At 66.0% G+C, this 20,912-nt stretch carries 20 protein-coding genes; 8 read left to right on the plus strand and 12 right to left on the minus strand.

Annotated elements, in window-relative coordinates; all coding sequences use genetic code 11:
• The first annotated feature begins 63 nt into the window (after nt 1-63).
• Nucleotides 64-975, plus strand: a complete 912-nt coding sequence (locus ACSF9G_RS02480; RefSeq protein WP_436637950.1) for a LysR family transcriptional regulator — start codon at nt 64-66, stop codon at nt 973-975.
• On the opposite strand, the gene ACSF9G_RS02485 is transcribed toward ACSF9G_RS02480, so the two are convergent.
• A complete protein-coding gene (locus ACSF9G_RS02485) occupies nt 972-1,694 on the minus strand; it encodes a TetR/AcrR family transcriptional regulator (protein ID WP_436637952.1) in 723 nt (240 codons plus the stop codon). The genes ACSF9G_RS02480 and ACSF9G_RS02485 overlap by 4 nt on opposite strands.
• Nucleotides 1,695-1,786: 92 nt before the next feature.
• Here ACSF9G_RS02485 and ACSF9G_RS02490 point away from each other — a divergent pair, with 92 nt between their 5' ends.
• On the plus strand, nt 1,787-3,091 hold the full coding sequence (locus ACSF9G_RS02490) for a phenylacetate--CoA ligase family protein (RefSeq protein ID WP_436637954.1): 1,305 nt from the start codon (nt 1,787-1,789) through the stop codon (nt 3,089-3,091).
• Entirely contained in the window at nt 3,088-3,858 is a 771-nt protein-coding gene (locus ACSF9G_RS02495; protein ID WP_436637956.1) for an enoyl-CoA hydratase/isomerase family protein, read from the plus strand. Before ACSF9G_RS02490 ends, ACSF9G_RS02495 begins: the two co-directional genes overlap by 4 nt.
• Before the next feature lie 16 nt (nt 3,859-3,874).
• On the opposite strand, the gene ACSF9G_RS02500 is transcribed toward ACSF9G_RS02495, so the two are convergent.
• From ACSF9G_RS02500 to ACSF9G_RS02510, 3 genes are read right to left on the minus strand one after another with little or no spacing between them, the layout of a single operon-like run.
• The gene (locus tag ACSF9G_RS02500; protein WP_436637958.1) at nt 3,875-4,819 is read right to left on the minus strand and encodes an HlyD family secretion protein; all 945 of its coding nucleotides are present in this window, start codon (nt 4,817-4,819) and stop codon (nt 3,875-3,877) included.
• Nucleotides 4,816-5,253 carry a DUF3302 domain-containing protein gene (locus ACSF9G_RS02505; protein ID WP_436637960.1) on the minus strand — a complete coding sequence of 146 codons (438 nt, stop codon included), beginning with the start codon at nt 5,251-5,253 and terminating at the stop codon, nt 4,816-4,818. Before ACSF9G_RS02505 ends, ACSF9G_RS02500 begins: the two co-directional genes overlap by 4 nt.
• Before the next feature lie 37 nt (nt 5,254-5,290).
• On the minus strand, nt 5,291-7,210 hold the full coding sequence (locus ACSF9G_RS02510) for a DUF3604 domain-containing protein (RefSeq protein WP_436637962.1): 1,920 nt from the start codon (nt 7,208-7,210) through the stop codon (nt 5,291-5,293).
• Nucleotides 7,211-7,442: 232 nt separating this feature from the next.
• Here ACSF9G_RS02510 and ACSF9G_RS02515 point away from each other — a divergent pair, with 232 nt between their 5' ends.
• Nucleotides 7,443-7,817 (plus strand): hypothetical protein, encoded by a 375-nt coding sequence (locus tag ACSF9G_RS02515; protein WP_436637964.1) that lies wholly within the window; start codon nt 7,443-7,445, stop codon nt 7,815-7,817.
• A gap of 58 nt (nt 7,818-7,875) precedes the next feature.
• Here ACSF9G_RS02515 and ACSF9G_RS02520 read toward each other — a convergent pair whose 3' ends face one another.
• The 3 genes from ACSF9G_RS02520 to ACSF9G_RS02530 form a co-directional block, all read right to left on the minus strand.
• Nucleotides 7,876-9,213, minus strand: a complete 1,338-nt coding sequence (locus tag ACSF9G_RS02520) for an MFS transporter (RefSeq protein ID WP_436637966.1) — start codon at nt 9,211-9,213, stop codon at nt 7,876-7,878.
• Nucleotides 9,214-9,305: 92 nt separating this feature from the next.
• Nucleotides 9,306-10,640 (minus strand): MFS transporter, encoded by a 1,335-nt coding sequence (locus tag ACSF9G_RS02525; protein WP_436637968.1) that lies wholly within the window; start codon nt 10,638-10,640, stop codon nt 9,306-9,308.
• A 170-nt stretch (nt 10,641-10,810) separates the two neighbouring features.
• Nucleotides 10,811-11,797: an AraC family transcriptional regulator gene (locus tag ACSF9G_RS02530; RefSeq protein ID WP_436637970.1), complete on the minus strand. Its 987-nt coding sequence runs from the start codon at nt 11,795-11,797 to the stop codon at nt 10,811-10,813.
• 288 nt (nt 11,798-12,085) lie between these two features.
• On the opposite strand from ACSF9G_RS02530, the gene ACSF9G_RS02535 reads away from it, so the two are divergent.
• Together ACSF9G_RS02535 and ACSF9G_RS02540 are read left to right on the plus strand one after the other, a co-directional pair.
• Nucleotides 12,086-12,343: a hypothetical protein gene (locus tag ACSF9G_RS02535; protein WP_436637972.1), complete on the plus strand. Its 258-nt coding sequence runs from the start codon at nt 12,086-12,088 to the stop codon at nt 12,341-12,343.
• Nucleotides 12,344-12,654: 311 nt separating this feature from the next.
• A complete protein-coding gene (locus tag ACSF9G_RS02540) occupies nt 12,655-15,120 on the plus strand; it encodes an arylsulfatase (RefSeq protein ID WP_436637973.1) in 2,466 nt (821 codons plus the stop codon).
• Between the two features lie 64 nt (nt 15,121-15,184).
• Here ACSF9G_RS02540 and ACSF9G_RS02545 read toward each other — a convergent pair whose 3' ends face one another.
• The 5 genes from ACSF9G_RS02545 to ACSF9G_RS02565 form a co-directional block, all read right to left on the minus strand.
• Nucleotides 15,185-16,687: a DUF992 domain-containing protein gene (locus ACSF9G_RS02545; RefSeq protein ID WP_436637975.1), complete on the minus strand. Its 1,503-nt coding sequence runs from the start codon at nt 16,685-16,687 to the stop codon at nt 15,185-15,187.
• 108 nt (nt 16,688-16,795) lie between these two features.
• Complete coding sequence (locus ACSF9G_RS02550; protein ID WP_436637977.1) at nt 16,796-17,134, minus strand: hypothetical protein; 339 nt, start codon at nt 17,132-17,134, stop codon at nt 16,796-16,798.
• A 58-nt stretch (nt 17,135-17,192) separates the two neighbouring features.
• Entirely contained in the window at nt 17,193-18,170 is a 978-nt protein-coding gene (locus tag ACSF9G_RS02555; RefSeq protein WP_436637979.1) for a L,D-transpeptidase, read from the minus strand.
• Nucleotides 18,171-18,201: 31 nt separating this feature from the next.
• Nucleotides 18,202-18,612, minus strand: coding sequence for a hypothetical protein (locus ACSF9G_RS02560; protein ID WP_436637981.1), 411 nt, complete (start codon nt 18,610-18,612; stop codon nt 18,202-18,204).
• A 343-nt stretch (nt 18,613-18,955) separates the two neighbouring features.
• Complete coding sequence (locus tag ACSF9G_RS02565; RefSeq protein ID WP_436637983.1) at nt 18,956-19,609, minus strand: extensin-like domain-containing protein; 654 nt, start codon at nt 19,607-19,609, stop codon at nt 18,956-18,958.
• 168 nt (nt 19,610-19,777) lie between these two features.
• On the opposite strand from ACSF9G_RS02565, the gene ACSF9G_RS02570 reads away from it, so the two are divergent.
• Both ACSF9G_RS02570 and ACSF9G_RS02575 read left to right on the plus strand, forming a co-directional pair.
• Nucleotides 19,778-20,398 carry a CGNR zinc finger domain-containing protein gene (locus ACSF9G_RS02570; protein WP_436637985.1) on the plus strand — a complete coding sequence of 207 codons (621 nt, stop codon included), beginning with the start codon at nt 19,778-19,780 and terminating at the stop codon, nt 20,396-20,398.
• A 55-nt stretch (nt 20,399-20,453) separates the two neighbouring features.
• Nucleotides 20,454-20,909 carry a hypothetical protein gene (locus ACSF9G_RS02575; protein WP_436637987.1) on the plus strand — a complete coding sequence of 152 codons (456 nt, stop codon included), beginning with the start codon at nt 20,454-20,456 and terminating at the stop codon, nt 20,907-20,909.
• Nucleotides 20,910-20,912 lie beyond the last annotated feature (3 nt).

Raw genomic sequence — 20,912 nt, forward strand, 5'->3', positions numbered from 1 at the left:
GGTCTGAAAAATGTTACTTTCAAATTCACAAATGTGATTGCACTTACATTGGGCTAGACGGGCGTGAATATAGCCGATGTCGATCTGCGCCTGCTGCGCGTGTTCATGACCATCGTCCGGTCCGGCGGCTTCACGCAGGCCCAGGCGGTGCTGAACCTCAGCCAGTCGACGATCTCCAACCACGTGAAGTCGCTGGAGGCGCGTCTCGGCGTCCGCCTGTGCGACCGCGGCCGCACCGGCTTCCGGCTCACCCGCGAGGGGCGCAGGATCTTCGAGGCGGCGGAACGGCTGCTGCATTCCATCGAGGCGTTCCGTACCGAAGCCCTCGCCCTCAAGGGCGAGCTCGCCGGCGAGATCCGCATCGGCATCGTCGACAGCACGATCGGCGACCAGTCCTCGCCGATCGTCAGGACCCTGTCGCGCTTCGTCGCGCTGGGTCCCGATATCCGGCCGTACCTGACGATTTCCGATCCGCCGAGCCTGGGCATGGAAGTGGCCCGCGACGGGCTCGACGTCGCGATCGGCGTATTCCCCAGCCCGATCGCCTCGCTGACGCGCCAGCCCTTCTACGACGAGCCGCAGGGCTTCTATTGCGGCGAGGGCCATCCGTTTTTTGACAGGCCCGAGGCCGTGACCATCGAGGAGATCCGCGCCGCCCCCGTGATCAGCCGGTCCTACTGGCAACTCGCCGATCTGGAGCGGCTGGAGATGCACGAGTTCGGCGCCATGGCGAATACGATGGAGGCGGCGCTGGCGCTGATCCTGACCGGCGGCTTCGTCGGGTTTCTGCCCAATCATCTCGCCGACCCGTTCGAGCGGCGCGGTGCCCTGCGGCGGCTGCTCTCGGAGCGGCTGAGCTATGACGCCAACATCGTCGTCATCAGCCGCAAGGGCCACGAGAAACAGCCCCTGCTCCAAGCCTTTCTCGAGTGCTGCGCGGCGGAAAACCGCGCGCGGGCCACCGCCGCCCGCTAGGCCCTGATCTCCCCGTACGCCCCGAGGCACCAGAGCTCGGTCAGCAGGTCGGCGACGGCGGCCTCGTCGTCGGCGAAATCGTCCAGCGCCGGGTCCTTGCGCAGGTAGAGCTGGGTCAGGAATTCATCGATCATGCCGCCCAATGCATAGGCGACAGGCAACAGCTCGGCCGGGGGCTGCGCACGCCCACCGAAACCGCCCGCCCGGCGCTTGGCGATCGAGGCGGCCATGCGCATGTTCCACTGCCAGTTCAATTCCTGCAGCGATTTGCTGACCGCGGTTTCCTCGCCACCCAGATCGAACAGGCAGCGCATCAACGGGGCGTTGGCGCGGAACACCCGGGTATAGATCAGCGTCGCCCCGCGCACCCGTTCCCGCGACCCCGGGTCACCCTCCCGCGCGCCTTCCAGCCGGTCTCGCACGAACGCGGCGAAGGCCTCGATTAGCGCTTCGGTCGCAGCCCGGATATCGGCGAAGTAGCGATAGAAGGTGCCGTGCGCGACGCCGGCGTTGGCGGTGACGACCGCGACCTTCAGCGCACTGCGCGCCACGCCCGACTGCAGCTCGGCCGCCACGCTTGCCAGGAGCTTCAGCCGCGTCCGCTCCGGCTTGCGCAGGTCCTCGGCCTGCGCCCTGGCCAGCAGGACCGCGGTGAAGTCCTGCATCGCCTCGTCGTCCGCGCCCCCCTTGGAATAGGCCGGGGCATAGGGCGTTTTCATCCCGGAACCCTCAAAATATCCGCCATTGACTCCAGCCTTCCATCGATCAAAAATGATACTGATATCACTATCGCTAATTGAGGCGAAAATCAATGCTGGTCGACCGCGCGGACTTCGCCGATCTCTCCGATCTCGCCGCTCACCGCCAGCGGCTGTGGGAAGTCCAGCGCGACTACGTCGCTGCGCAATCGCCGCTGCATCGGCGTGCCTGGGGCAAGACGTTCCCGCCGAAATCGCTCGACGGCCTGGCCGACCTGCCGTTCACGACCAAGGAGATGCTGCGCGCCAGCCAGCGCGATCATCCCCCCTTCGGCGACTACCTCGCCGGCGACGAGACGATGGTCGCCCGGGTCCACCGCACCTCCGGCACGACGGGCACGGCGATGAACCTGGCGCTGTCCCGGCGCGACGCGCACGAAACCGCCGTGGTCGGCGGCCGCGCGCAGGCGGCAAGCGGCCTCGGCCCGGGCCACCGCGTCGTCCACTGCCTGAACTACCGGCTCTGGATGGGCGGCTTCACCGACCACACCACCCTGGAGGAGACCGGCGCCACCGTCGTCCCCTTCGGCGTCGGCGAGACGCAGCTGCTGATCCGCACCATCCGCGACCTAGGCATCACCGCGATCTCCTGCACGCCCTCCTACCCGGCCGTGCTCGAACGGGTGATCGCCGAGCACTTCCCGGAGCTGAAGCCTCGCGACCTCGGGCTCAAGCTCGGCCTGTTCGGCGGCGAAGCCGGCCTCGACAACGCCGATTTCCGCGACCGCCTGGAGAAGACGTGGGGCTTTAGGGTACGCAACGCCAATTACGGCGTCTCCGACGTGTTCTGCAATTTCGCCGGCCAGACCGAGCGCGACACCGACCTGCATTTCATGGCGCTCGACATCCTCCACCCCGAGCTTGTGGAGCCGGCGACCGGAGATTCCCTGCCCTGGGCCGACGGTACGCGGGGCGAACTGGTGCTCACCCACGTGAGCCGGCAGTGCCAGCCGCTGGTGCGCTTCCGCACCGGCGACATCGTCGTGCTGACGGGAACGGACACGGCCGCCTGCGGGCGCACCGCGCCGCGCTTCCGCGTCGTCGGCCGGTCAGATGACATGGTGGTGGTGCGCGGCATCAACGCCTTCCCCACCCAGGTCGCAGCCGTCATCAACCAGTTCGCCGACCTGTCGGGCGAATACCGGATCGTCCTCGATGGCCCCGGTCCCTACGACGTGCTGCCGGTGGAAGCCGAGGTCGCGGACGGCGGCACGATCGAGGCCGCGCTGGCCTTATCGCTCGAACAGCGCATCAAGCAGGCGCTCGGCATCACCGCCAGGGTCGCCCTTCTTCCCTTCCATGCCCTGCCCCGCACCGAGGGCAAGACGCGCCGCGTCATTCGAAAGGACACGCCATGAGCCTCGCCACCGCGAACGGCACCGTGCTCGCCGAAGATATCGGCGACGGCGTTCGCCGGATATCGCTTAACCGGCCGGACCGCCTCAACGCCATCGTGCCGGACTTGCTCGACGATCTGGTCGAGGCGGTCACCGCTGCCGACGCCGACGAGGCCATCCGCGCCATCGTGCTGACCGGCGAGGGCCGCGCCTTCTGCTCCGGCGACGACCTCAAGGACTTCGACGCCCAGGTCTCCGACGTGCCCGGCACCACCGCCTATATCGAGCGCATCCAGGATGTGACACGCGCGATGGTGCTCGGAAACACGCCCGTCATCGGCGCGATCCGCGGCTGGGCCGTCGGCGGCGGCCTCGAATGGGTTATCAACTGCGATTTCGCCGTTGCCGCGGAGGGCACGCGCTTCTTCTTCCCGGAGATATCCTGGGGCGTCTTCGTCACCGGCGGCATCACCGACATCCTGCCGCGCATGGTCGGCCTGCAGAAGGCGCGCGAAATGATCCTGTTCGGCGAGAAGTTCGACGCGACCCAGGCGAAGGACTGGGGCATGCTGCGCGACGTCGTGCCGGACGACCAGCTGATGCCGCGCGCGTTGGACCTGGCGAGACGGATCGCGGCCCTGCCCGCCGGGCCCGTCCGCGACCTGCGCCGCAGCCTCGCCCGCCCGGACGGCGCCGGCCTGCGTCAGGCCCTGAAGGCGGAGACGGAGGCGACGGTTCGCGGCTTCCTCGATCCCGAGACGGCGAAGCGCGTCGCCGGATTCGGATGAGCCGACCGCCCGGCCGCTAAAGCACCGGATTCAGGTAGTTCAGGATCGCCTGCATCCGCAGCATCACCTTGCGGATGACATGGGTGGCGTTGGCGCTATCGGTGTAGATCGCCGCCGTACCGACCGCGCCGGGCCGCAACCGCGCCAGCGCCTCGGGATCGTCGAAGGCGATACGGACATAGAACGGCTCGGCCGAAACCTGCGTGGGTGTCGGGATCGTTCCGCCGATGACGGCCTGGCCCTGCGAGGCCACCTCGATGATCGCGTCGACCGTGCCGGTGACGATCTCGCCCGGCAGCGTCTTGAACGCGATCTCGACCGGCTGCCCGACCTTCACGTGCCGAAGGTATATCTGGTTGATCTGCGTCACGACGCGCTTCGTCGTGGTGTCGATGAACACCATGGCCGGCTGGAACGGCGCGCTGGTGACCCTCTGTCCGGGACGCAGCGCCAGAAATGTCACGTAGCCGTCGGACGGCGCGCGGACCGTCGTTTCGTCGAGATTCCATTCCGCCGCCTGCAATTCGGCCCTGAGCAGATCGACCTCGGTCTGGGTCTGCTCGACCTGGAACCGCGTGCCCGCATCGCGGGAGGCAAGCTGGCGGTATTGCTGCAACCGCAAGGTCTGGAACGACAGTTGCGCCCGTTTCGCGTCGGCGGTGGCCTGAAAGACCGTCGGATCGAGCTGGAACAGCACGTCCCCTTGCTTGAGCGGCACGTTCGGCTCCACCGGCACCTCCGTCACCACGCCGCTCACGTTCGGGATGATCTGCACCGAGTAGGTCATCGTCCGCGCCGGGCCGGCCGGCGCCCCCCATTGCATGGGAATGAACAGGACGACGAACAGCAGAACGATCCAGACGATCGTCGAAAGCCAGGTGCCGGGCTTGTTCGGCAGGACCTTCAGCTTCACCAGAATGGCAAGCAGCGCGACATAGACGAGCGTGAGAAAGGCGATCATTGGTCGGCCTCCGCCGTCTTGCCCGTTGGCGGCTTACCCGCCGCTTTCTTTCGTGCCGCTGTCTTGCCTGCCGATGTCTTGCCCGCCGATGACTTTTCCGCCGCAGTCTTGCCTGCTGGCGGCTTGGCCGCCGCAGTCATGCCTGCCGACGTACTGTCTGCTGGCGGCTCAGCCACTACCGCCTTGTCGGCTTCCGGCGTGCCGCCGACCTGCGCCGGCTCGGACCTGTAGAACGCCCAAACGAGGGCCAGCGGCCAGAAGATGCCGCCGAACAACGCCCCCAGCCAGCCGGCCACGTTCACCGCATCGGCCTGCGGATGCTGGCGCGCCCGCGCGATCCGACCGGGCAGCATGGCCAGCACGAACCAGATCACGAGTGCCGCGATCAACAGCACGCCCAGCACGATCCAGGCAAAGATGTCGAGACCGCTCATGCCCCCTCGCGAAACTGTCCCCTCGGCGAAGCCGGTCCTACGGAGTGTACCAGATCGGCGAGGTGTAGGCTCGCTCCTGACCGGTCGTTTCGGCCCCCTCGGGGATCTCTACCCCGAAGCGGAACGCATCGTAGACCACCCAGCGCGGCGTCGGGATCTCGAGAACCCGCGCGTAGTAGAAGGCCGATTGCGCCGGATCGAAATCGGGGTCGGTCCACACCGTTCCCAGTTCGGACGCGCCGATCGTGTTGGTCCAGTTCGCCGCCGCGATATCGACCGTGTTGCCCACCGCCGGCAATACGCCGTTCGCGTCGGGCTCGCGCCCCGGCGACCAGGCGACGTCATAGACCCGCTCGTGGGTTTCGCCGTCGGCGTCGATCCAGCCCTTGACGATCTGGATGCGGTCGAGATTGGCGCCGATCGGGTCGCGCAGCGCATAGACCATGAACGTCGGGGCGCCATCGCCGTCGCGCGGGCGAAGGTCCTCGCCCATCGGCACGCCCTTCTCGTAGCCGCGGAAGGCCGGCTGGCGGCTGTTCATGTCGGCGTCCTCGAAGTTCCACCCGCCGAAGAAGCGCACGATCATGCGCGGTCCCGTCGTCGCGTAGACCTCCTTGCGCGCCATCGCATCCCAGATCGCGGTGCGCGTATTCTCCGTCGCCCACACCCCGGTATAGCCCGAGGCGACGAGCTGATAGTCCTCGTAGACGCCAAGGTCGGTCTCGATGAAGGCATGCCCCATGCGCTGCGGCGACGGCTCCACGTTGGTCGCCTTGCCGAAGAAGTTGTCCTCCTCGATCGCGGTCAGCGATGTATGGGCATCGGTCGAGCCGACCGCCCCGAACTTGTAGGGATTGGTCCCGAGCGTCTGCTTCAGCGCCAGGCCGTTCTTCAGTGCCTCGCGGGCATACTCGAACTGAAGCATGTCCTGGGTCTTGGCCTGGGTCAGGTCGAGGTTGCCGACATCCCAGGTCTCGTAGTCGGCGAAGGTGTCGTCGGGCGACAGGAACGGGTGCGCCTCGCCATCGCCCTTGATCTGGGTCCATTCGTAGAGCGGCTCCCACTTGCCGCGCGCCTCGACATAGGCCGCGTCGATGGCCCGGCCGGTGTACTGGGCGTCGACCGGGAACATCAGGCCGTTCGACAGGTTGCCGTTATGAGCGATCGCCAGCGCCGATCCCCCAGTATTCTCCTCGTAGGTCTCGAGCCACTTGTAAAGCTCCAGCGGGTCGGTCGAGCCGACCGGCGGCTGCGTGACCATGGGCACGACCTGTAGCGCGCGATTGGCATTGTCGCGCAGCAGTACGTTGCGGTGCAGGTTGTTGCCGGCCACCAGTGACGTCCACTCGAAGCCGATGATCGTCGTGAACCGGCCCGGCTCGTTGTAGCGCTCGGCGGCATCCACCACCCGCTCCCAGACGGACGCATAGGTCTTCGCGCCGGGCGAGTAGTGATCGAGCATGCCTTCCGGCATGGTTCCCTGCGAAAAATTGGTGATCAGGTCGATCGCGGCCGCGGCGGCGGTCTGTCCACCGGTCTGCAGGGCCTCGTACCACTCCTTGCCCTTGTCGTAGGCGAGAATATTCGGCGCGCCCTCGGCGAGGTCCTCGGCAAAGCCCATCGCGTCGGAATGATCGGCGATCACCAGCCAGTCGAGCGGTCGCGACAGTTTCGCCGGCTGGCCCGAGGAGGCCGTCACCTGTTCGCCGCGGGCGAACCGGTAGGCCTCGTCCAGTCCGAGGATATTGCCGAACAGCCCCGCATCCGCGGACAGCCGGGTGTGCAGGTGCGTATCGCCCCAGAAAACCTGATCCGGAAAGCTGCGCTCCGCGTAGGGAGAGTAGGCTTTTCCGGGATAGAGACCGGATAGGGACTCTTCGGAAGGGATGATCTGGGCCGTTGCCGGAACGGCAAAACCCAATGCGATCAACGCGCTGAAGACAAGGTGGCGCTTCATGGTGATCTCCTCCCTTAGTGGGGTCGCTCCAACGCCAAAATAGTTTTGCTTCAAATTCGCCGACTACACTTATTAGACATCGACCGGCGGAAAGCTTCAACTCGCAAAAGGGTTTTATTTGCTCGGATCTGCCCACTGCATCGACTTGCGTCGCCCTGTCGGCGCCCTATAGCTGAAGCCGGATTCCTGACCGCAAACTGTCTGACACGCTGTTGTTACGAGGAGAGGATCCATGAAATATTTCGCACTCGCGGCGCTCGCCCTGGCCCTCGTGCTTCCCGACCTTGCCCTGGCGCAGGGGCCTGGCAGCTACGCCCGCCGCACCGGTCCCTACGGCGGGGCCATCCAGCTGACCGCGAACTATGTGGCACGCGACACCTGTCAGGCGGCCCTGTCCGCCCGGCGCGGCGCGCCGGCCGGCCAGACCGTCGAGACGTTCACGATTCCCGTCACCATCATTATCGGCCCGAATCCCAAGGGCTGCGGCGACAGCCGCGTGGTGACGCGGATCATGACCGTCGGCGGACCGGGCGATCGTCCGCTGATCCAGATCTTCTTCGTCGATCCCTCCGGGCGGATTCTGAAGGTCGAAAAGGTCGCGAGTTGAGGCCCGGCGCGCCGCCAACGCGTATGGCAAAAAATAAGACGCGCCATGCGCCCGGACGTCAGCGCGTAACCGGCCAGGACGTGTGCAGATCGTCGATCACGTAGAGATGCGCGTGGCGGCGCCCGCTTCCCTGATATTCGCGCAGATGCGGATGATCCGGATCGAGCTCGGCATGCGTGTGCTCGATCTCGTCGGGGTCGTGCGCCGGCCATAGCACGACCGAAAGACCGGCGCCGAGAAGCGTCAGGACGCCGAGTACGGTCAGGGTGACGGGCGCGCCGGCAATCACGCCCAGCCAGCCGGCGATCGGATAGGTCACGAGCCAGCAGGCATGCGACAGCGCGAACTGGGCGGCGAACACCGCGGGCCGATCGGCGGGCTGCGCCGAGCGGCGCAAAAGGCGCCCCGTCGGCGTCAGGACCGCGGAATAGGCGAGCCCGGCCACCGCCCAGACCGCCAGAAGAACCGGCCACATGCCGGTATCGACCGTCGTAATGATCCACGCGAACCCGAGCAGGAGCGCGCCCAGAAACACCGCCGCCGGCACCATCACCGCCCGGTCCGGCGTCCGGTCGAGCACCCTCGGCAAGGCCAGGGCCGCAATCATCGAGCCGCCGCCGAAACACGCCATCGCCAATGCCACGTCGTCGTCCGTGCGGCCCAGCCAGCCGCGCACCAGCACGACCGTGTTGACGATCACCATGGCGCCGGCGGCCGCCGCCGACAGGTTGAGGGCGAGAAGCCCGCGCAGCCGCGGCGTCGCGAGATAGATCCGGATGCCGCGCGTGATGGTGTCGTAGAGTCCCTTGCCGCTGTCCGTCGGAAGCGGCTGCGGCAGCCGCACCGAGATCACCAGCACCGCCGCGGCGAGGAACCCGAAGACCGTTCCGCCGAACAGCCAGTGAAAGTCGATCACGGTCAGAAGCACGGCCGCGAGCATCGGGCTCAGCAGGTTTTCCAGGTCATAGGCGAGGCGCGACAGCGACAGCGCCCGCGTATAGTCCTTCTCCGCCGGCAGAACGTCGGGAATGGTCGCCTGGAAGGTCGGTGTGAAGGCCGCGGACGCCGACTGGAGGAAGAAGATCAGCACATAGATGTGCCAGATCTCGGAAACGAAGGGCAGCAGCAACGCCACGCCAGCGCGCGCCAGGCTCATCGCGACCAGAAAGGCGCGCCGCGGCAGCCGGCTGGCATAGGCACCGACGATCGGCGAGACGCCGACATAGGCGATCATCTTGATGGCCAGCGCCGTCCCCAGCACCGCCCCGGCCTCCTCGCCCGCCAGATCGTAGGCGAGCAGCGCCAGCGCGACCGTGAGCAGGCCGGTGCCGATGAGGGCGATGACCTGGGCGGCGAAGAGGTGGCGGTAGGTGCGATCGGCGAGGACGGTGAGCATGGCCGGACGCTACCACGCAGCCTTCCGTGGCTTAAGGCGACAAAACGCCCATAGGCCCTAGCGATGAACGAAGATGGCCTCGGTGAGCGCGGCTAGGCGGTGGATTCAGCGATCCGCGCGCGCCTGGCTGCCTGACCGGCGACGAGGCGGACCCGGCGCGGGGCGGCCGCCCAGATGCAGGCGGCCGAGACCAGGCTCATCGCCAGGCACAGCAGGAAGGCCGGGTTGTAGGACCCGGTGGCATCGTAGATCACCCCGGTGATCCACGGGCCGACGCCCGCGCCGATGTTTCCGCACACGGTCATCACCGAGAAGATCGTGGCGAACCGCCTGCCGGCGAAGATCTCCGCCGGCACCGCGCCGAACAGGGACGCCAGCCCGTAGCCCGCGAGCCCCTGCCCCGCGACCATCACGTAGACGAGCCAGTGCGTCGGGCTCTCGCCGAGCGCGATCAGCGCGACGTAGGACACGGCGAAGCCGAGACAGGCGATCGTCCAGCCCCACTCCCGCCCGATCCGGTCCGACAGCGCGCCGACGCCGATCTGCCCGCCGATGCCGAACAGGCCGACAAGGCCGAGCGCGAAGGCCGCCTCGGTCGCCCCGAAGCCGATGTCCAGCAGATAGCGGGTCTGATGCACCTGCACCGAATACCAGGCGAACAGGCCGGCGAAATAGCCCGCCGAGATCCACCAGAACCGCCCCGTGGCGAGTGCCTTGGGCAGGGTCCATTCGGTCTCGGCCCAGGCCCGATCCACCACGGTGTCGACGGGTTTCGCGGTGGTCCCGTCCTTGAGCCGCTGCGCGCCGCCATCCGGCTCGAGCCCGACATCGCCGGGGGCGCGGCGCTGCAACAATGCGTTCAGTGGAATGATGACGACGGCGATCGCGATGGCGATCGCCAGGCAGGCCGCGCGCCAACCCGCCGTTTCGATGTAGCCCTGCGTCAACGGCAGCAACACGATCGCCCCCACGCCGACGCCGGCAAAGGCGATGCCGATCGCGAGGCCCCGTCTGCGCACGAACCAGTTGGGCAGGAACATCGAGTGGCCGATATAGCTCATGCCGACCGAGGCCCCGACCACCATAAGCCCGAGGCTGAGATAGAGCATGACCGGCGTCGCGATCCACGTCGCCGCGACGAAGCCGGCGGCCACGATCGTCGCCCCCACCGGGATGACGACGCGCGGTCCGGCCCGGTCCATCAACACGCCGAACAGCGGGGCGAACCCGGTCGCGGCCAGAAAGCCGATTGTAAAGGCGCCCGCCGTCTCGCCGCGCTGCCAGCCGAACTCGTCGAGGATCGGCGGATACAGCAGCGAGAATGCCGTGCGGGCGTTGACCGAAATCGCCATCGTCACGAAGGCGACGGCGACGACCACCCAGCCATAGAAGAACGGTACGCGCAGTGGCGGTGAGGACGACGACATTGCGACCGAACTTGAAGGCCCCGGAGCGCGAAGTCTCGACGATTATCGCGGGCGGGGCAAGCATCTGCGCGGCGATCGTGCAACCCGGGGGCGGGCGGCAAGCGCGGGCCCTGCCGGGTGCGCGTTATGGGCCAACGCGGCATCCGAGTTATCGGAGGCCCCGACCCTCGCTACGACAGGGATCGTGTCACGACGCGGGAATACTCTCGCGGCGCCATTCCGGTCCATCGGCGGAACGCCCGGGTAAAGTGCGCCGCATCCGAGTAGCCGAGCAGGAATGCGATCTCGATCGCGCTGTGCTCACGAGAGCGGACGAGTTTCAAGGCCTCTGTTCGGCGCGTGTCATCGAGGATTTCCTCGAAAGCAAACCCCCAGTTCCGCAGTCTTCTCTGCAGGGTCCGCTTGCTGACATTCAGCTTAGCCGCAACGGTCGGGAGATTGGCGCGCTCGTATGGCAGAAGCTTTCGGATGAGCGCCCCCACCTGTTCGGCGGTTTCCGGGGGCTCGTCCGCCCCCCGACCATTCGGCTCGGCCGGGACGTCGAGGCGCATGCCGAGCAATTCCCGATCGACGACGATGGCATCGGTGTCGCAGCCGAACGTCAGACGCTCCCCATGCGTTTCCTCGAGGCAATCCGCCCCGATCGAGTACGGTATCGAGAAATGCACCCCGACCGCTTCGGGCACGTTCGCCAGAAGCGCGATTTTTCGGAGAACAGCGAGCGTTCCCATCAGGTGTTGGCGCGGATCGGCCTCAAGGCGTCCGCGATAGGCGAACCTGAGTTGCGCCTCATCGCGAGAAACCAGCACCTGGAGGTTCGAGCCCCGGTGCAAAAGCCCCACGCCCTTGATCGCAACGGAGAAGGCGTCGGCGACGGTTTCCGCACCTTCGATGGTCTGGCCCCAGACGCCGAATTCGGCGAGTTGGAACGATTTGCCTATCCTCGAAGCGAAGAACGGATCGCCGGAAACCGCGGCGACCTCCTGACTGAGCGCAAAGCAGAGGGCCCGCGGAATCCAACGATCCCCGTCCAGAAGCCTCGCTGGCGAGAGGCCTGCGCGCCTGAAAATCTCGACGGGCGAGATGCCGCACTTTCGGAGTTCCGCAGCAATATGCAGCAAGGTTCTGGGATTGTGCGCGAACTCGTCGTTCGACATCGATCAACCGTCCATTGGCACCAAATGGCAAGAAAGGCGGCTTTTCAGTTGATAATATTTATTCGATCGAAAAGAGTCCAAGATGATCCGGCCTCGCCCCCGGCAGGGCGCGCGTGCCCGCTTCGCCTGACGCGAGAGGAGCAAACGACGAAAGAGATGCGCACGGGTCGACTGCCGTCCCTTTCGAAGAAGATCGACGAACCATCGAAGCGGACCAGACGCCGGTATGGAACAGAAAGCACCGTGACGTGAGCACGCTGCTCAACGCAATCCACAAGGGAGAGCACCATGAGAATTCTTCGCCGGACCAGCCTTCTGGTCTTCACTCTCGTCGTCCTCGCGCTTCCCGCCGCTCCGTCCTACGCGCAGGATTGCAACGCGATGGTCGCTCAGATCGACGAACTGCTGAAGACCGTCGAGCTGACGGATGCCGAGAAGGAACAGGTCTACCGGCTCCGTGATCAGGGAATGGAACACAGCTCCCAAGCGGACACGGACTGCAGCGAGCCGCTGAGCGAGGCCCTGCAGATCCTCCAGAGCAAATAGCCCCCGAGCAAACAGGCGGCCCGGAGCAGATTCGCGGTCCACAGCAAATGCGCGACATAGAGGAGAACCGACGAATTCTCTGATCGATCCGCTTCGGATCGTGTTGTCGATCGCTGGCCCGCCGGCACGGCGACGGCGGGCCATTCTGGTGGACGGCCGGCGAATAGCAACAACCGACGCCCAAACCGACAGAGAAGCGACAGCGAACGGCCGAACGGATAAGCTGCCGCTAACATCGGATACTGGAGATTACGATGCGACCGTATTGGACGAGCTTGCTGGGTTCGATCCCAGTTGTTGTTTGCCTTTCCATGGCGACTCCGGTTCTTGCCGCCGAACAGCAGTCCTATACAGATTTCGGCGCGCCGGACGCGACGATGTCGATCGACGGATTGCAGCTTCCGCCGCCGGACCTGCCGTTCGGGGGCGTCATCAAGGACGACGCCCTGCAATCGACGCCGTGGTGGTCGCCACGCGTGATGCCGCCGAAAGGTGCGCCGAACGTCCTGCTAATCATCACCGACGATGCCGGGTTCGCCGTGCCGAGCACGTTCGGTGGCGTCATCCCGACACCCGCTCTCGACCGCATCGCCAACGAGGGACTGCGCTACACGCGCATGTTCTCCACGGCGCTGTGTTCGCCCACGCGCGCGGCCCTGATCACCGGCCGCAACCATCACTCGGCCGGCTTCGGCGTCATCTCAGAGCAGTCGACGGGCTTCTCCGGCTACAACAGCATTATCGACAAGGACAAGGCGACGATCGGCCGGATCCTGCTCGACAACGGCTACAACACATCGTGGTTCGGAAAGGATCACAATACGCCCGCGTTCGAGGCGAGCCAATCGGGTCCCTTCGACCAGTGGCCGACCGGAATGGGCTTTGAGTATTTCTACGGCTTCGTCGGCGGCGACGCCAACCAGTGGCAGCCGAACCTGTTCCGCAACACCACTCAGATCTATCCCTTCAAGGGCAAGGAAGGCGAATGGAACCTGGTCACCGCGATGGCCGACGACGCCATCGACTGGATGACGCGGATGCACCAGACCGATCCGAGCAAGCCGTTCTTCATCAAGTACGCCCCCGGCGCGACCCACGCGCCGCATCATCCGACCAAGGAGTGGGTCGACAAGATCCACGACATGCACCTGTTCGACGACGGCTGGAACACGCTGCGCGAGACGATCTTCGCCAACCAGAAGCGGCTCGGCGTGATTCCCGAGGACGCCCAGCTGTCGGCTTGGCCGGACAAGGTTCTGAAGAAGTGGGACGATCTGACGGCCGAGGAAAAGAAGCTCTTCATCCGCCAGGTCGAGGTCTTCGCCGCCTACGCCGCCTACAGCGACCACGAGATCGGGCGCGTCATCCAGGCCGTCGAGGACCTGGGCGTTCTCGACAACACCCTCATCATCTACATCAACGGCGATAACGGAACCAGCGCCGAAGGCGGTCCGCTCGGCACGCCCAACGAGGTCGCTTTCTTCAACGGCATCAACATGATGCCGGTCGAGACCCAGATGAAATGGTATGACGTGTGGGGCACCGAGGAGACCTACAACCACATGTCGGCCGGCTGGTCCTGGGCCTTCGACACGCCGTTCTCCTGGTTCAAGCAGAACGCCTCCAAGCTTGGCGGCATCAACCAGAACATGGCCGTCTCCTGGCCGGCGCGCATCAAGGACAAGGGCGGCATCCGGCATCAGTTCACGCATGTCATCGACGTGATGCCGACCATCCTCGAGGTCGCCGGCATCCCGGCTCCGGCGGTGGTGGACGGCATTCCGCAGAAGCCGGTCGAAGGCACCAGCTTCGCCTACACCTTCGACGAGGCGAACGCCGACGTCCCGTCCCGTCATCAAACCCAGTACTTCGAGATGATGGGTCAGTGGGCGCTGTACAACGACGGCTGGTTCCTCTCGACCGAGGTCAACCGGGCGCCCTGGGAGGCATTCGGACCGGCGAACCCGGATCCGCTCAACAACCAGGTGCTCGAGCTCTACAATCTAGACTCGGACTTTTCCCAGACCGCCAACGTCGCCGACCAGCATCCCGACAAGGTGAAGGAGCTGAAGGCGATGTTCATCGCGGAGGCCCAGAAATACCAGGTGTTCCCGATGGACGCCTCGGTCGCCGCCCGCATCGTCGCGCCGCGCCCGAACATCACCGCCGGGCGGACGGAGTTCGTCTACACCAGACCGATGATCGGCCTGCCGCAAGGCGACTCGCCGTTGCTGCTGAACACCTCCTACACCGTCACCGCCGAGATCGAGGTGCCCGAGGGCGGCGCCGAGGGCATGATCCTGACCTCCGGCGGCCGCTTCGCGGGCTACGGATTCTACCTCTTGAAGGGCAAGCCGGTGTTCCTCTGGAACCTGGTCGATCTCGAACGGATCAAGTGGGAAGGCCAGGAGGCGCTCACGCCTGGCAAGCACACGGTGGAGTTCGACTTCCAGTATGACGGACTCGGTACCGGGACGCTCGCCTACAACGACTTCAGCGGCGTCGGCCGATCCGGAACCGGCACGCTGAAGGTCGACGGAAAGGCGGTCGATACCAAGAAGATGGAGAAGACCTTGCCCATGATCCTCCAATGGGACGAGAGCTTCGACGTCGGATCCGACACGCTCACCGGCGTGAACGACGCGGACTACACGCCGCCGTTTGCGTTGACCGCCAAGCTCGACAAGCTGACGATCAAAATGGACCGTCCGGTACTGACCGAGGACGACAGGAAAAAGCTCGAAGCGGCGATGAAACGCGCCTCGGACGCGAACTAGTCCCGTCGGCGTAGCAAGCTAAACGGACGGGAGCCCGCCGGGTCGCCGCGTTTCATCGAGCGGGCTATCGTGCCGGCGGCGGTATCGTTCGTCCCGGCATCGGCGCGCCGGCGTCTCGCACGCCGGCGCTGTCATCGCCCGCGAACGACAGGTCTGTCACCACGCCGTCGTTGGACGCCACACAGCGCCAGGGCGCGCGCCGCGGGCCGACGCCGACCATCACCGTCGAATCGGCCTGCGAGACCGCGTTGCCGAGAACGGCGATGGCGCGGTGCCCACCGGCCTGCCGGCGAACCGCATCCATGCAGGCCCGCTCCACCAGACTGCCGGAGTTGGAACCGGCACCGGAGGCCGAGCTCGGGGGCGAGCTGGTCACGCGCACCGGGATCATCCGCCGGGTGCCGCGCACGGTATAGGCGCGATCGACCTCGCAGGCCGCCCGGGTGCCGTCGGCATAGAGATAAACGAGCGCATCGCCGGTGCGCCCGACATCACGACTGGTCACCCGTACCCGATCCCTGTCAATTCCGAGCGTTTCGGCCAGTTCGTCGGCGCAGGCCTGTTCCTGCCCCGGCGTGCCCCTGGTTTGACGCGTCCGAGACATGATCCGCGCCGGACCGATCTCGGCGAACTGCAGGTCGCGCGCCACGGGTTCGAGCAGAATTTCGTTCGCCACATAACGCACCGGCGGGGCCAGGGGCGGCGCCACCCTCGCCGGGACGACCATGACCTGGCCGGGCCGCACCGTCGCCATGTCCCGCACGGACGGATTGGATAGGAACAGGGCGTGCTGGGTGATGCCGCACCGCCACGCGAGGTCGTCGAGCGCCTCGTTCTCACGCACGATCGCCCGATTGCCGCAAGGACTCGCGGCAGAGAGGCCCACATGGGTCGGCAAATGGATCAATGCGCCAGTGCCGATGTCGCCGCCGTTGGTGATCTGCGGGTTGGCGTCGAGCAAGGCCTCGACCGTCACGCGGCACGCGCGGGCAAGTCCGTCGATCGTCTGGCCTTGCATCAGGTGGGTATAGGACCCGCAGCCGGAGTGCGGAGCCTGCCGCGCGGACGGCACCAGGTCATAGCGATGGCCGCCGGCCGGCACCCGGGTCGGCGCGGTACGGGCCGTGGTCTCGGACAGCGGATGCAGCTCCATCGCGGCGATACCGACCGCCAGGTTCAGTCCGGAATTGCCGCCGACGCGCAACGGCTGCAGCGTTACAGCACGGCGCGGACCGCCGACGAGGCCGCGCCCCTCGCCGTCCTCCTCCATGGTGGCGCCGGATTCCGCTCGCGCGTAGATTCCGGTCAGCGCACCGGATGGCCCGTCGGTTCTGTCCGCGACCACGCTCCAGGCGATCACGCCGGCGCCGGTGGCGCCCAGATTGCGCCCCACCGCGCGCAGGCGACCGCCATAGGCTTCCGTCAGGCCGTTCGCCTTATGAAACACGCAATACAGGTCGCGCGGCGAACTGAGGATCAGCGAGAATCCGCCGCTGTCCTCGCAGGTCAGCATGCCGGCCTCCACCCACGCCTCCGCTTGCTGTGGCGGTCCGATCAGACCGGCCACAGCGATGGCGGCGAAGATGGTTCTCTTCGAGAATGAGAGCATCCGTTTCCCTGACGTGTCGCTGGGGTCGAAACGGCTCCCCCGAGACCTCGAGTACGCTTCAGGGCCTTACGAGCGTCCTTCGCTGCCCGTGTAGATGACCTCGGTCACCCGGCCGCCGGAGACCAGGCAACGCCACGGCGCCTGCGCCGCCGGGAACCCGACCATGACCTGCGTCGCCGCCTGCGAGAATTCGCTATTGATGACCCCGACGCCCGACGCGTTGGTCTGCTGCTGCACCGCCTTGACGCAAAGGTCTTCCGCGACCGCGTTCGGTCCGCTCGGCGCGCGCGTCGGCCCGTTCGCGGTCATCGCGGCGCTCGACGCCGTCGGCGCCGTTGACGGATCGGAATTGCACCCGGCGAGTGCCAGAACGACCGGCACCGCGGCCACTAAGAACTTTCTCATTTCACCTTCCTCTTGTCGGTCCTGGTTCCAACACCCCTGAAGCGCCCCTCAGGCGAGGTCAAGACATGATAACGAAATCCTGCCCGGATCGCGTGTCGGGATGTAGCGGCGCCTCTGTCAGGATCATGACGAGGCCCGGATGCATCCGCTTGCGCATCCGGGCGACGAATTCGTCGCTCGTGCGCAGCCGCGTAATCGCCGTTTCCTCCGCCGAGACCGGCCCGTCGCCGGGCTGATGGCTGATCGCCTGCCAATGCAGCCCCCGCGCCCCACTGTCCGGGCCGCGCAGCACGAACACGTGGTTGCCGATCGCACGGCTCCCATCGATCGAGAGTTCGCCTTCCATCAGGACGTTTCCGTTTTCCAGCAGCATGATCCGCCGTTCGCGCGACGACGCGATGACCGAGGTGATGGGCGCGGTCTCTGATTCGATCCAGTCCTTTGGATGCTTCTTGTCCTCCAGCGCGGCTTCCACGTTCTCGAACTCGTGTTCGGCATAGCCGCTCAGCACCATGCCCGGGTGCTTCAGCTCCCACGGATCGGTGCTCTTGCCGGAGATGATGACCGGCGTGCCGAGATGGGTGACCTCGAAAAGGTTCTCGGAGAACGCCAGTGGCAGCCGCACGCAGCCGTGCGACGCGGGATATCCGGGCAGATTGCCGGCATGCAGCGCGATGCCAGACCACGTCAGCCGGTTCATGTTGGGCATCGGCGCGTTGTTGTAGGTCGACGAGCGGTGGTGCTTGTCTTTTTGCAGCACCACGAACACGCCGGTCGGCGTCGAATGGCCGGGCTTTCCGGTGGAGCAGGTCGAGACGGCGATGCGCACGCCGTTGCGATAGACATGGACGAGCTGCTCGGGAATCGAGACGACCACGGCAACCGGCCCGGTCGGCTGCCGGTCCGGATGCCAGGTGAAGTCGCCGGGCTTCAGCTCGCTGATGTCCTTGAGCTGCTCCGCAAAAACCTCGAACCCCAGCGCGGACATGCCCGCGACGCCGGCGCCGAGGACGAAATGACGTCGGTCGATCGTCATCATCGCCTGTCTCCCGGTCCTTCAGCGGCAATCACATGATGGCCATCGAGACCATGAACGGCACGGTCTCGTTGCTGTCGCGGGCATTGCCCATCAGATAGACGCGGATCGTGTAGTCACCGTCGGATGTCAGCTTGATGCTGGCGTTCTCGCCGTCGATCGAACCGTTGTAGATCGCCACCCCGTCGCTGCCCGGCGGCAGGATGTTGAAGTAGGCGTTGCCCTCCGTGATCAGCGAGACCGACATGGTCTGCCCGGCGCGCGCGCCGAGTACGTAGTCCTTGTATTCGTCGCCTGTGACCGTGCCTTCGACGGCGGCATTGTCGTTGCCGGGCGAAAACCGCACCTCCTCCCGCGATTGCGCCGCGGCAGGCCCTGCAAGGCTCGCCGCGAGAACGAGGAACGCGAAAACGGCCACGGCACGAGAGAAAACACGCATCATGATCACCCCTCCATCGAATTCGACGGCACAGCCCGGGTCCGGGCCGATCATGTCCGCCAACGGATCGGAAACGATCCCGTCGACGTTTACGCCCCCGTCCCGCGACCGGATCACGCTGACGGCTGGAAGCCGGCGGCGCCAGCCGGTGTACGGTCCGTCTTTTTAATTGCCGGAGGTTTCCGGTCCAGCGGAATTTTTAGGCAACGAACAATTCCGGACCCGCCTTCGGCCGCATCCAGCGGCGGCAATCCTCACCAGTCGGCGCCAGGACCATTGGCTGGCCCAATGCCGGCGCAACCGCCCGCCGCAGCCGCCGAAATTAGGGCCGACAACCGTGCCCCCGCTATTTGCAGTAGCGATAGCTGTTGTCGGCGTTGTGCCGGGCCAGATCGAGATGGAAGTGATCGTAATGTTGCCGGTCCCCGTTCGGGCCGATCACGGTGGTGAACGTCTTGCAGGCGCCGGAATGGGCTTCCCGCAGGAATACGCGATCCTGCGGGCTTCCGCGCCAGCCGTCCTCGACGGTGACGGTGCGCCCGTCGGAGAGCTTGAAGGCGGCGATGTCGATGGCGTTGCCGAAGGAATGCTCGGAGACCTTGCCATAGGCCTTGCTGTTGCGCGTGCGGCAGGAATAGGACGAGAGCACCTGGATTTCGCGCACATAGGCGCCGTAGGTGCGCGCCGCCGCCGGTTCCACCACGTGATAGAGCCAGCCGTCGAGGGCCGACGTCAGCGGGCAGTTGAGCGTCGCGCTGCTCGATAAGCCGACATAGCCCGACAGTGCCGCCGACACCTTCAGCGGATACCAGACGCCGCAGGCGCCCTTGTCGTTGATCCGGTTCAGGCGCTGGACGAACGCGCTCGGCTCGTAGCCGCCCTTGGCCAGGCAGATGGCCTCGGCGTCCTTGCGCCAGGCCTGGTCGCGCCACGAATAGAGCGACCGGTCGGCGCAGCCGAACAGGAAAACGAGCGAAAACACGAATAAGACGGCGGTCATGCGATTCATGCCGCCGATCATTCGAATTTGAGGCAAATGCCACGTAAACAGACACGGTTAATTTGGCCTTAACCGGCCCGGCCCGCGCTGCGCCTGCGGCAAGGGGACTTGCGGGCCCGCAGCCCGCACGGTATCTAACTGCCTTATTCTGCTACACAGGTTAGTTCTATGACATTTTCCTGGACGCAGCGACAGTTCGTCGGCGGCGCCTTGTGCCTCGATTTCGCGAATACGGTCTTCTACGCCAACGACGCCGAGCGCCGTGGCGATCGCCTGCGTCACGCAAGCGACATCGCGAGCTGGCTGGAGGCGGCCTGTCGGTTCGGCGCGGCCGGTTGCTACGCGCCGATGCTGGCGGTTGCCGCTGATGCGTTCGACGTCGCCGCGGTCGCCGACATGCTGACACTGCGCCAAGCAGTTGACGATTTGTTCCGCGCCGTCGCAATCGAGCATGCGCCATCGTCGCTCGCCATGCGGCGCGTGCTTTTCGAACTTGGCAGCGCCCTGTCGCAGACGGAAATCGCCACCGGCCCGGACGGCCTGTTTCCGACCCTTGCGGCGTCCCGACCGCAGACACCGGTCACCGCGCGCGCCGCGATCGCCCATTCGGCCATCGCGCTATCCGCCTCTCCTCTGTCCGGCCGATTGAAGACCTGCCCGAACTGCAGCTGGATCTTCGTCGATCGCTCGCGGAACGCCAGCCGCCTGTGGTGCGACATGCTCACCTGCGGCAACCGGGCCAAGGCCCGCCGCTACCACGAGGTGCATCGCGAGCCCGCGAAGACCTGACTCGCAAAACCGATTTTGACGGTTATAATACACGGCCTCGTGTCCGGATGGCCCCATGCTTCGACGTCTCGCAATCCTGATCGGTCTGGCGGTTTCGCTCGCTGCCTGCGAGGAGACGACCGGCGACTATGTGACGGTCACCGGCGGCGGCTTCCTGTTCAACTACCGGCTGGCCGAGGCGACCTACGGCCTCGTCGCCACCGCCCGCCGCACCGTGCCACCGGGGACCGTGTTCATCGCCGATTTCGAGAACCCGGAGGGAGGCCCGCCGCTGACCGTGGAACTGGTCTCCCGCGAGAAACAACGCCGCTTCGCCCTGAATTCGCCACCGATCAAGAACGTCGTCGCCGACACGCCATACACCGTGACGCTGACGCTCAAGACGCCCGAGGGCGCGGTCATCGAGACCCACGAGACGACCTACACCTCCAAGATCGGCTCCAGTGTCCTGCCGGAAAAGCCGCTCACGATCGGCCCGGGCTACACCAAGAACCCGGACCTGAAGGAGTAGGCG

It is taken from the genome of Microbaculum mangrovi (assembly GCF_051390635.1).
Lineage (GTDB): Bacteria > Pseudomonadota > Alphaproteobacteria > Rhizobiales > Tepidamorphaceae > Microbaculum.

Bases quoted from the DNA above. Each gene is read 5' to 3' on its own strand.
- ACSF9G_RS02485 (WP_436637952.1), bottom strand. From the start codon at position 1,694: ATGAAAACGCCCTATGCCCCGGCCTATTCCAAGGGGGGCGCGGACGAC.
- ACSF9G_RS02490 (WP_436637954.1), top strand. From the start codon at position 1,787: ATGCTGGTCGACCGCGCGGACTTCGCCGATCTCTCCGATCTCGCCGCT.
- ACSF9G_RS02495 (WP_436637956.1), top strand. From the start codon at position 3,088: ATGAGCCTCGCCACCGCGAACGGCACCGTGCTCGCCGAAGATATCGGC.
- ACSF9G_RS02500 (WP_436637958.1), bottom strand. From the start codon at position 4,819: ATGATCGCCTTTCTCACGCTCGTCTATGTCGCGCTGCTTGCCATTCTG.
- ACSF9G_RS02505 (WP_436637960.1), bottom strand. From the start codon at position 5,253: ATGAGCGGTCTCGACATCTTTGCCTGGATCGTGCTGGGCGTGCTGTTG.
- ACSF9G_RS02510 (WP_436637962.1), bottom strand. From the start codon at position 7,210: ATGAAGCGCCACCTTGTCTTCAGCGCGTTGATCGCATTGGGTTTTGCC.
- ACSF9G_RS02515 (WP_436637964.1), top strand. From the start codon at position 7,443: ATGAAATATTTCGCACTCGCGGCGCTCGCCCTGGCCCTCGTGCTTCCC.
- ACSF9G_RS02520 (WP_436637966.1), bottom strand. From the start codon at position 9,213: ATGCTCACCGTCCTCGCCGATCGCACCTACCGCCACCTCTTCGCCGCC.
- ACSF9G_RS02525 (WP_436637968.1), bottom strand. From the start codon at position 10,640: ATGTCGTCGTCCTCACCGCCACTGCGCGTACCGTTCTTCTATGGCTGG.
- ACSF9G_RS02530 (WP_436637970.1), bottom strand. From the start codon at position 11,797: ATGTCGAACGACGAGTTCGCGCACAATCCCAGAACCTTGCTGCATATT.
- ACSF9G_RS02535 (WP_436637972.1), top strand. From the start codon at position 12,086: ATGAGAATTCTTCGCCGGACCAGCCTTCTGGTCTTCACTCTCGTCGTC.
- ACSF9G_RS02540 (WP_436637973.1), top strand. From the start codon at position 12,655: ATGGCGACTCCGGTTCTTGCCGCCGAACAGCAGTCCTATACAGATTTC.
- ACSF9G_RS02550 (WP_436637977.1), bottom strand. From the start codon at position 17,134: ATGAGAAAGTTCTTAGTGGCCGCGGTGCCGGTCGTTCTGGCACTCGCC.
- ACSF9G_RS02555 (WP_436637979.1), bottom strand. From the start codon at position 18,170: ATGACGATCGACCGACGTCATTTCGTCCTCGGCGCCGGCGTCGCGGGC.
- ACSF9G_RS02560 (WP_436637981.1), bottom strand. From the start codon at position 18,612: ATGATGCGTGTTTTCTCTCGTGCCGTGGCCGTTTTCGCGTTCCTCGTT.
- ACSF9G_RS02565 (WP_436637983.1), bottom strand. From the start codon at position 19,609: ATGACCGCCGTCTTATTCGTGTTTTCGCTCGTTTTCCTGTTCGGCTGC.
- ACSF9G_RS02570 (WP_436637985.1), top strand. From the start codon at position 19,778: ATGACATTTTCCTGGACGCAGCGACAGTTCGTCGGCGGCGCCTTGTGC.
- ACSF9G_RS02575 (WP_436637987.1), top strand. From the start codon at position 20,454: ATGCTTCGACGTCTCGCAATCCTGATCGGTCTGGCGGTTTCGCTCGCT.